Genomic DNA, 315 nt, shown 5'->3' on the forward strand with positions numbered 1-315 from the left:
ATATTGCGATCCGCGAGCGCGAGCCGCAACGACATTTGCCCGCTAATCGGACCAGCCTCACCTCAAAACAGAAAATACCTCTGCGCCATCGGCAGCACAGTCGCCGGCTCGCAGGTCAAGAGCTCGCCGTCGGCGCGAACCTCATAGGTTTCGGGATCGACCTCGACATGCGGCGTGGCGTCGTTGAGCACCATGGAATGCTTGCCGATGCCGCCGCGCGTGTTCTCGACCGCGACCATCGCCTTGTCTACACCGAGCCTTTCCTGCAGGCCGGCATCGAAGGCGGCTTTGGAGACGAAGGTCACCGAGGAGTTG

General features: G+C 61.9%; 1 pseudogene. It reads right to left on the minus strand.

The features are described from left to right. Window positions 1-62: 62 nt before the first annotated feature. Window positions 63-315 (minus strand): annotated as a pseudogene (ureC, locus tag EN859_RS36620) (urease subunit alpha); the annotation flags it as partial.

This window comes from Mesorhizobium sp. M00.F.Ca.ET.216.01.1.1 (assembly GCF_004010325.2).
GTDB lineage: Bacteria > Pseudomonadota > Alphaproteobacteria > Rhizobiales > Rhizobiaceae > Mesorhizobium.